Here is a 7,182-nt window from a genome sequence, read left to right as displayed (position 1 = left end):
GCCGGGGGCGGGCCCATCGGGAGCCGCCGGGTCAGCGGTCCCAGCGGTAGAACTCCCGCGCCATCGCGTCCTTGGGCTCCCGCCAGGTGGCCGGATCGTAGGCCTGCACGTAGGCGGTCAGCCGGTCGCTGACGGTGCGGAACTCGGGGTGCCCGACGACCTTGGCGACGGCCGGGCCGGGCGGCCGGTCGGCCTCGATCAGGTGCAGGTAGACGTCGCCGAACTGGAAGAGGCTGCGGCCGGTGACGCCGATCAGGTGCGGCAGCTCGCCCTGGTCGGACCGGGCGAACACCTCGGCGATGTCCGGCGCGGCCTCGGGCTTCATCCGGGCGACGATCAGCGCCCGGTGCACGCCGGTCACAGCTCCGCCGCCCGCTTCTCGACCTTCTCCCGGATCAACTGCATCTGGATCTTCGAGTTCCGGTCGATGTGGCTGGTCATGCCCTCGTCGTCGACCGGGGCGGTGGGCTTCATGGCGAAGTCCTGGATCCAGCGCATCTTCGTGCCGGCCGGCACCTGCGCGTACTCCCAGCGGATCTCCATGAACTCGAACGGGCCGGGCTCGACCCGGCGGGCGCGCACCGACAGCGAGTCCCGGTCGGTGGTGCGCTCGGAGACCCAGCTCCACACCCGGCCGTTCTCGTCCGGGTGCATGGTGAGCCGGAACTGCACGCGGGAGCCGTCGCGTTCCAGCACGTCCACCGAGGCGTACTCGCTGAACAACCGCGGCCAGTTCTCCAGGTCGTTGGTCATCTCCCAGACCAGGTCGAGCGGAGCGGTGATGACGATCTCGTTGTCGGTGTGTCCGGGCATGTCAGGCACCGGCCTTCGTGGCGAGGGAGGAGTTGACCAGTTGCAGGAACTCGGCCGGGGTCTTGGCCGACTCGGCGCCCGAGGTGACCTTGAGGCCGTGCCGGTTCTCCAGCTCGCCGACCACACCGAGCAGGCCGAGCGAGTCGACGCCGAACGTCTCGAACTGCGCGCCCGGCCGCTCCAGGTCGCCGGGGTCGACGGCGACGCCGGCCCGGGCCTCCAGCAGCGCGGCGAGTTCCGGATAGCTGAGGGTGTTGCTCACGGGGTGTCCCTTCGGAGGTGTGACGGGTGGGTCAGGGCCGCTCCCCGCGCCGCAGCACCAGCGCGGAGTTGGAGCCCATCAGCCCGCGGCTGAGCACCAGCGCGGTGTTCAGCTCGGCCGGACGGGCGCGGCCGGTCACCAGGGCGAGGTCGTGGCAGACCTCGGTGACGTTGGGGGTGGGCGGCAGCACGCCGTCCTCCATGGCCAGGACGGCGGCGGTCACGTCGAGCATCGGGGCGCCGCAGTAGGCCCGCCCGGTACCGGTCTTGGGCGCGGTGACCGGGACCCGCTCGGCGGCCGGGCCGAGCGCGTCGGACAGCGCCAGGGCCTCGGCCCGGTCGGCGGCCGGCACCCCGAGGGCGTCCGCGAAGACCACGTCGACCTCCTCGGCGGCGATGCGGGCGTCGTCCAGCGCGATCCGGATCGCGGCCGCCAGCCCCTCCCGGGACTCCGCCCAGCGGGAGGCCCCGGTGAAGGTGGTGCCGTGCCCGGCCAGCCGTGCCCGGACGTGGGCGCCGCGCCGGCGGGCCGTCTCCTCGTCCTCCAGCAGCAGCATCGCGCCGCCTTCGGCGGGGGAGAAGCCGCAGGCCTGCGCGGTGAACGGCAGGTACGCCCGGTCGGCCCGCTCGGCCAGGCTGAGTTCGGGATAGCCGAGCTGGCAGACCATCGAGTACGGCGCCAGCGGGGCCTCGGCGGCGCCGGCCACCACCGCGTCGGTGCCGCGCTCGATCGTGCGGGCGGCGTGCGCGAGGGCGTCCAGCCCGCCGGCCTCGTCGCTGGCGACCACGGCGCACGGGCCCTTGTAGCCGCCGCGGATCGAGATCTGACCGGTGCTGGCCGCGTAGAACCAGGCGATGGACTGGTAGGGGCCGACGAACCTCGGCCCCTGGCCCCAGAGTTGCTGGAGCTCGCGCTGGCCGAACTCGCCGCCGCCGGAGCCGGCCGCGGTCACCACGCCGACGGCGTAGGGACGTTCGGGGTCGGGCCGGAACCCGGCGTCCGCCACCGCGAGGTCGGCGGCGGCCATCGCGTAGTGCGTGAACCGGTCGGTCTGCACCAGGTAGCGGTTGTCGATCGCCGACTGCGGATCGAACCCGTTCACCTGGCCCGCGATCCGGAGCGGCAGCTCGGTGCAGCCCTCGCGGGATATCCGGTCGAGGACGCTCACGCCCTGCCTGGTGGCCTTCCAGAAGGCGTCGGCCCCGACGCCGTTCGGAGCCACCACGCCGAGGCCGGTGACCACCGCCCGGCGGTTCTGCTGACGTGACGTCATGGAACTTCACCCCGTTCTGTTGAGCACGACGGCGGACTGGAATCCGCCGAATCCGCTGCCGACCGAGAGGATGTGGCTCAGCGGCAGCTCGCGCGCGGTGCGCGGCACGTAGTCGAGGTCGCACTCCGGGTCCGGAGTCTCGTAGTTGGCGGTCGGCGGGACGACGCCGTGGGCGAGCGCCAGGGTGCAGGCGACCACCTCGATGGCGCCGATCGCGCCGAGCGAGTGCCCGACCATCGACTTGATCGAGCTCATCGGGGTCTCGAAGGCGTGTCGGCCCAGCGAGCGCTTGACCGCGGCGGTCTCGTGCCGGTCGTTCTGCTTGGTGCCCGAGCCGTGCGCGTTGACGTAGTCCACGTCGGTGCGGTCCACCCGGGCGTGGGCGAGCGCGTGGTCGATCGCCCGGGACATCTCCAGCCCCTCCTTGGTGAGGCCGGTCATGTGGTAGGCGTTGCCGAAGGTGGCGAAGCCGCCGATCTCGCCGTAGATCCGGGCGCCGCGGCGGCGGGCGTGCTCCAGTTCCTCCAGCACCAGGACGGCGCCGCCCTCGCCGAGGACGAAGCCGTCCCGGTCGGCGTCGAAGGGGCGGGAGGCGTGCCGCGGATCGTCGTTGCGCTCGCTGGTGGCCTTGATGGCGTCGAAGCAGGCGACGGTGATCGGCGAGATCGGGGAGTCGGAGGCACCGGCGACGCAGATGTCGGCGCGTCCCTCCTCGACCGCCTGGAAGCCGTAGCCGATCGCGTCCAGGCCGGAGGTGCAGCCGGTGGAGACGGTCTGCACCGGGCCGTGCGCGCCGGTCCGCTCGGCGACCGTGGAGGCCAGTGTGCTGGGGGCGAAGGCCCGGTGCAGCTGCGGTTCGGCCTGTCGGTGGTCCACGTCCCAGCGCGCTCCGGCCGAACTCACCAGGGCGTAGTCGTGCTCCAGCCGGGTGGTGCCGCCGACGGCGGTGCCGAGCGAGACGGCGATCCGCCACGGGTCCTCGGCGGCCAGGTCCAGACCGGCGTCGGCGATCGCCTCGTCGGCCGCGACCATCGCGAACTGCACGTAGCGGTCGGCCCGTTCGACGTCCGCCGGGTCCAGCCCGTGGGCCGCCGGGTCGAAGTCGACCTCGGCGGCGATCCGGGAGCGGAACCCGGCGGGGTCGAAGAGCGTGATGCCCCGGGTCGCGGTGCGGCCGGCCGTCAGCAGGTCCCAGAACGCCGGGACACCGACCCCGCCGGGCGCGACCACACCGATCCCGGTGACGGCGACGCGCCGGGTCACGAGCCCGCCTTGGCGTGTTCCGGCGGGCCGGAGGTCACGCCCTCCTCGGTGCTCACGTGGCCGAGGTCGGGCCGCGGGGCGAGCGGCCCCAGGTGGAAGACCATCCGGGCCTCGGTGTCGCCGACGTTGCGGAACCGGTGGCGCATGTTGATCGGGATCATCAGACCCTGGTCGGGCTTGAGCGGGTGGGCCTTCCCGTCCAGGTCCACCTCCAGGTCGCCGCAGACGACGAACACGAACTCCTCGGAGTACGGGTGGTAGTGCTCGTTGATCCGCTCGCCGGGCTTGACGATCGCCAGGCCCGTGAAGCCGCTGGTCGCGCCGCAGCTGGTCGGCGTGAGCATGGTGCGCAGCTCGGCGCCGTGGCGGCGGTTCTCCGGCGCCTCGTGGACGCTGACGATCCGTGGGTACTGCGTGGTGGTCATGGAGGTCTCCCGTGGGGTGACGGAACGTCAGTTGTTGATCGGGTCGGCGGACCGGCGGTCGGTGACGGGGCTCATGGCGCGGGCGGCGAGGAAGGCGCCGAGCCCGGCGACGGTGCGCAGGTCGCCCCGCGGGCCGAGGTCGAGCAGCCCGGCGAGCACGACCGCCTGCCCGTCGTCGGCCACCCCGAGCGCGGCCGCCGGGTCGGCCTCGGCCGGCACCCGCAGGTCGACCAGGCGCACCACCACGTCCTCCCGGTGGAAGACGGTGGCCGCGGCGACCGGCCCGGTCGGGTCGGCGGTGGCCAGGTTGTCGTGTTCGGCCAGCAGCTCGGCCACCGCCTTGCCCCCGCCCGGACGGACCGGGTAGAGCACGGCGTGCCGGTGCAGCCGGGCCGAGGCGGGGGAGCTGGCGATGGCCTGGTGGCGGGCGGGCAGCGCGGCCTTGGCGAAGAACGCCCGGGCGGCCTGCGGGTCGCCCAGCTGCCGGGCCTCCTCCAGGTGCGGGTTGAGCGCCTCCTCGACGGCCCGCACCTCGGGCTGCATCGCCACGTGGCGCAGCGCGTCGCCGAGGTCGCCGACCACCTCGACGGCGCGCACCACCCGGTTGCCGAGCATGAACAGCGAGGTGCGCCGCAGCCGGGTGTGCTGGTCCACCTCGGCCCGGGGGGAGGCGTAGCCGGAGAGGATGCGGGCCACCTCGGGCTCGCTGCCGGGCTTGACCGTGAAGGTCAGCGCGTGGCGGACCACCCCGTCCGGGCCCGGTTCGGCCTTGGGCGGGCCCACGTGCCCGGCGGGCGCGGTGCGCGGCAGCCCCGGCGGCACCTCGATCGGGGCCCGGGTGCCGGTCGAGCCGGCCGCCGAGGTCTCGCGCAGCACGGCGTAGCGCAGCGAGGTGAAGTTGTCGCTGACGCAGCCGTGCATCGGCTTGACCATCTCCCGGTGGGCCGGGCTGTCCACCCAGGTCAGGAAGGTCTCCTGGTCCTTCCACTCGCTGGTGATCAGCCACTGGCGCGGGTCGTTGATCGACTGGCACAGCTGGTCGCTGACGTGGCCGGGGACGGAGGCCACCTGGTGGCGCAGCTGCTCGTACACGTCGAGGAAGCGCTGCTGGGCGCCGTCCTGGATCTCCAGCATCAGCACGACCCGCAGCCGGGTGTCGGCCTCGTCGTGCTGCTTCGGCTGGGGTTCGGACAGAGTTGTCATGATCCACTTTCTGCTCAGGGCCGCACGCTGGGGGCCGTGTCGGCCGCGCCCGGCGGGTGCTCCCCGGCCTGGGAGGCGGTGCGACGGCGGTTCGGCCGGGCGGTCGGCGCCAGGCCTGAGGTCGATCGTGGGCGGCGCACCGGGCGCGGCGCGAGATTTGCGGGCCATCCGGGCGAAGGAGCGGCAGGGGCGCCCTCGGGCGGGGGATGGAAGAGCGGGGCCCCCGGTCGAGCGGGCCCGTCGAGGGCGGCGCCGAGCCCAGTCGCCGGGCCGCGCAATCACCGGACAGGGTGGAGCAACTGATGAATCCGAAGGTTGACGACCGGGTGCCGGTCCTGATCGTGGGCGGCTCGCTGGTCGGGCTGTCGGCCGCACTCTTCCTCGGTCGGCTCGGGGTCAGGCACCTGTTGGTCGAGAAGCACCCCGACACCTCGCACCACCCGCGCGGGCGCGGCAACAACATCCGCACCATGGAGCTGTACCGGGTGGCCGGGATCGAACCGGCGATCCGCGAGGCGGCCTCGGTCCTCGCGCCCAACCACGGCATCCTCCAGGCGCCCTCGCTGACCGGCGCCGAGCAGGAGTGGCTGTTCCGGGAGATCGATCCGGGCGGCCGGCTGGCCCGGTTCAGCCCCAGCTCCTGGTGCCTGTGCAGCCAGAACGACCTGGAGCCGGTGCTGCGCCGCGCGGCCCGCGAGCTCGGCGGCGACCTTCGGTTCGGCACCGAGCTGGTCTCCTTCGAGCAGGACGCGGAGGGCGTCACCTCGGTGGTGCGCAGCCGGGAGAACGGCGAGGAACGGGTGGTGCGCTCGGAGTTCCTGATCGCGGCGGACGGCCCGCGCAGCCCGGTCCGCGAGCGCCTGGGCATCGGCCAGAGCGGCAAGGGCGAGCTGTTCCACAACGTCAGCATCACGTTCCGGGCCAAGCGGCTGGCCGAGGTGGTCGGCGACCGGCACTTCATCGCCTGCTACCTGACCAACCCGGAGGCGGACGGCGCGCTGCTGCCGGTGGACAACCAGGAGGAGTGGGTCTTCCACGCGCCCTGGCACCCCGAGCACGGCGAGCCGCTGGAGGCCTTCACCGACGAGCGCTGCGAGCGGCACATCCGCACCGCCGTCGGACTGCCGGAGCTGGACGTCGAGGTGACGGGCCGGGCCCCCTGGCACGCGGCCGAGCGGGTGGCCGAGCGGTACGGCACCGGGCGGGTCTTCCTCGCCGGGGACTCGGCGCACGAGATGTCCCCGACCGGCGCGTTCGGTTCCAACACCGGCATCCAGGACGCCCACAACCTGGCCTGGAAGATCGCCGCCGTGCTGTGCGGCTGGGCCGGGCCGCGGCTGCTGGAGACGTACGGGCAGGAGCGCCGGCCGGTCGCGAAGGTGACCGGCGAGCGGGCCTCGGCCCGCTCCGCCGAGCACAGCCACCCGGGCTACGCGGTGGTGCCGGGGGCGGGCCGGCAGGCCGGGGTGCTGGCGGTGGCGCTCGGCTACCGCTACCCGGTGGGCGCGGTGATCGGCGTGGACCGGACCGGACCGGTGGTCCCCGAGCAGTTCGAGTCGGCGGGCGAGCCGGGCAGCCGGGCCCCGCACCAGTGGCTGCACCGCGCGGGCGTGAAGCTCTCCACGCTGGACCTGTACGAGCAGGCGATGGTGCTGCTCACCGGCCCCGAGGGCGGTGCCTGGCAGGAGGGCGCCCGGCGGGCCGCCGACCGGCTGGCCGTCCCGTTGGACGGCTACCGGGTGGGCGACGGCGCGGAGGACGACCTGGCCCCGGAGCCCGGCGCGGACTTCGCCGCCCTGCACGGCATCGGCCTGTGGGGCGCCGTGCTGGTCCGCCCGGACGGCTTCGTCGCCTGGCGCTCGGCCGGTCCGGCGCAGGACGCCGAGGCCGAGGTCGCCACGGCGCTGCGGACGGTGCTGGGCCTCTGAGGGGCGCGGAAGGGC

Annotated in this window: 8 protein-coding genes; 1 reads left to right on the top strand and 7 read right to left on the bottom strand. The window is 74.0% G+C overall.

What is annotated here, in order from left to right; translation table 11 throughout:
- Nucleotides 1–31: 31 nt before the first annotated feature.
- From ACFRMQ_RS35720 to ACFRMQ_RS35690, 7 genes are read right to left on the bottom strand one after another with little or no spacing between them, the layout of a single operon-like run.
- On the bottom strand, nt 32–352 hold the full coding sequence (locus ACFRMQ_RS35720) for a TcmI family type II polyketide cyclase (protein WP_380734979.1): 321 nt from the start codon (nt 350–352) through the stop codon (nt 32–34).
- 5 nt (nt 353–357) lie between these two features.
- Nucleotides 358–813, bottom strand: a complete 456-nt coding sequence (locus tag ACFRMQ_RS35715) for an SRPBCC family protein (RefSeq protein ID WP_380734978.1) — start codon at nt 811–813, stop codon at nt 358–360.
- Between the two features lies 1 nt (nt 814).
- Entirely contained in the window at nt 815–1,075 is a 261-nt protein-coding gene (locus ACFRMQ_RS35710; RefSeq protein WP_380696411.1) for an acyl carrier protein, read from the bottom strand.
- A 31-nt stretch (nt 1,076–1,106) separates the two neighbouring features.
- Nucleotides 1,107–2,348 carry a ketosynthase chain-length factor gene (locus tag ACFRMQ_RS35705; protein ID WP_380734977.1) on the bottom strand — a complete coding sequence of 414 codons (1,242 nt, stop codon included), beginning with the start codon at nt 2,346–2,348 and terminating at the stop codon, nt 1,107–1,109.
- A gap of 6 nt (nt 2,349–2,354) precedes the next feature.
- Entirely contained in the window at nt 2,355–3,611 is a 1,257-nt protein-coding gene (locus ACFRMQ_RS35700) for a beta-ketoacyl-[acyl-carrier-protein] synthase family protein (RefSeq protein ID WP_380734976.1), read from the bottom strand.
- Nucleotides 3,608–4,036 (bottom strand): cupin domain-containing protein, encoded by a 429-nt coding sequence (locus ACFRMQ_RS35695; protein ID WP_380734975.1) that lies wholly within the window; start codon nt 4,034–4,036, stop codon nt 3,608–3,610. The genes ACFRMQ_RS35700 and ACFRMQ_RS35695 overlap by 4 nt, the downstream gene beginning before the upstream one ends.
- 27 nt (nt 4,037–4,063) lie before the next feature.
- Nucleotides 4,064–5,239, bottom strand: coding sequence for a SchA/CurD-like domain-containing protein (locus ACFRMQ_RS35690; protein WP_380734974.1), 1,176 nt, complete (start codon nt 5,237–5,239; stop codon nt 4,064–4,066).
- A gap of 206 nt (nt 5,240–5,445) precedes the next feature.
- Between ACFRMQ_RS35690 and ACFRMQ_RS35685 the strand changes: the two genes are divergently transcribed.
- Nucleotides 5,446–7,167, top strand: coding sequence for an FAD-dependent oxidoreductase (locus ACFRMQ_RS35685; RefSeq protein ID WP_380734973.1), 1,722 nt, complete (start codon nt 5,446–5,448; stop codon nt 7,165–7,167).
- Nucleotides 7,168–7,182 lie beyond the last annotated feature (15 nt).

The sequence above is a fragment of the Kitasatospora sp. NPDC056783 genome, from assembly GCF_042789895.1.
Lineage (GTDB): Bacteria > Actinomycetota > Actinomycetes > Streptomycetales > Streptomycetaceae > Kitasatospora.
Note: the sequence above shows the minus strand (reverse complement) of the source record. Positions and strands in the feature narration are given on the sequence as shown.

Excerpts from the sequence above, each read along its gene's own strand:
- ACFRMQ_RS35715 (WP_380734978.1), bottom strand. The coding sequence starts at position 813 with ATGCCCGGACACACCGACAACGAGATCGTCATCACCGCTCCGCTCGAC.
- ACFRMQ_RS35705 (WP_380734977.1), bottom strand. The coding sequence starts at position 2,348 with ATGACGTCACGTCAGCAGAACCGCCGGGCGGTGGTCACCGGCCTCGGC.
- ACFRMQ_RS35695 (WP_380734975.1), bottom strand. The coding sequence starts at position 4,036 with ATGACCACCACGCAGTACCCACGGATCGTCAGCGTCCACGAGGCGCCG.
- ACFRMQ_RS35690 (WP_380734974.1), bottom strand. The coding sequence starts at position 5,239 with ATGACAACTCTGTCCGAACCCCAGCCGAAGCAGCACGACGAGGCCGAC.
- ACFRMQ_RS35685 (WP_380734973.1), top strand. The coding sequence starts at position 5,446 with ATGGAAGAGCGGGGCCCCCGGTCGAGCGGGCCCGTCGAGGGCGGCGCC.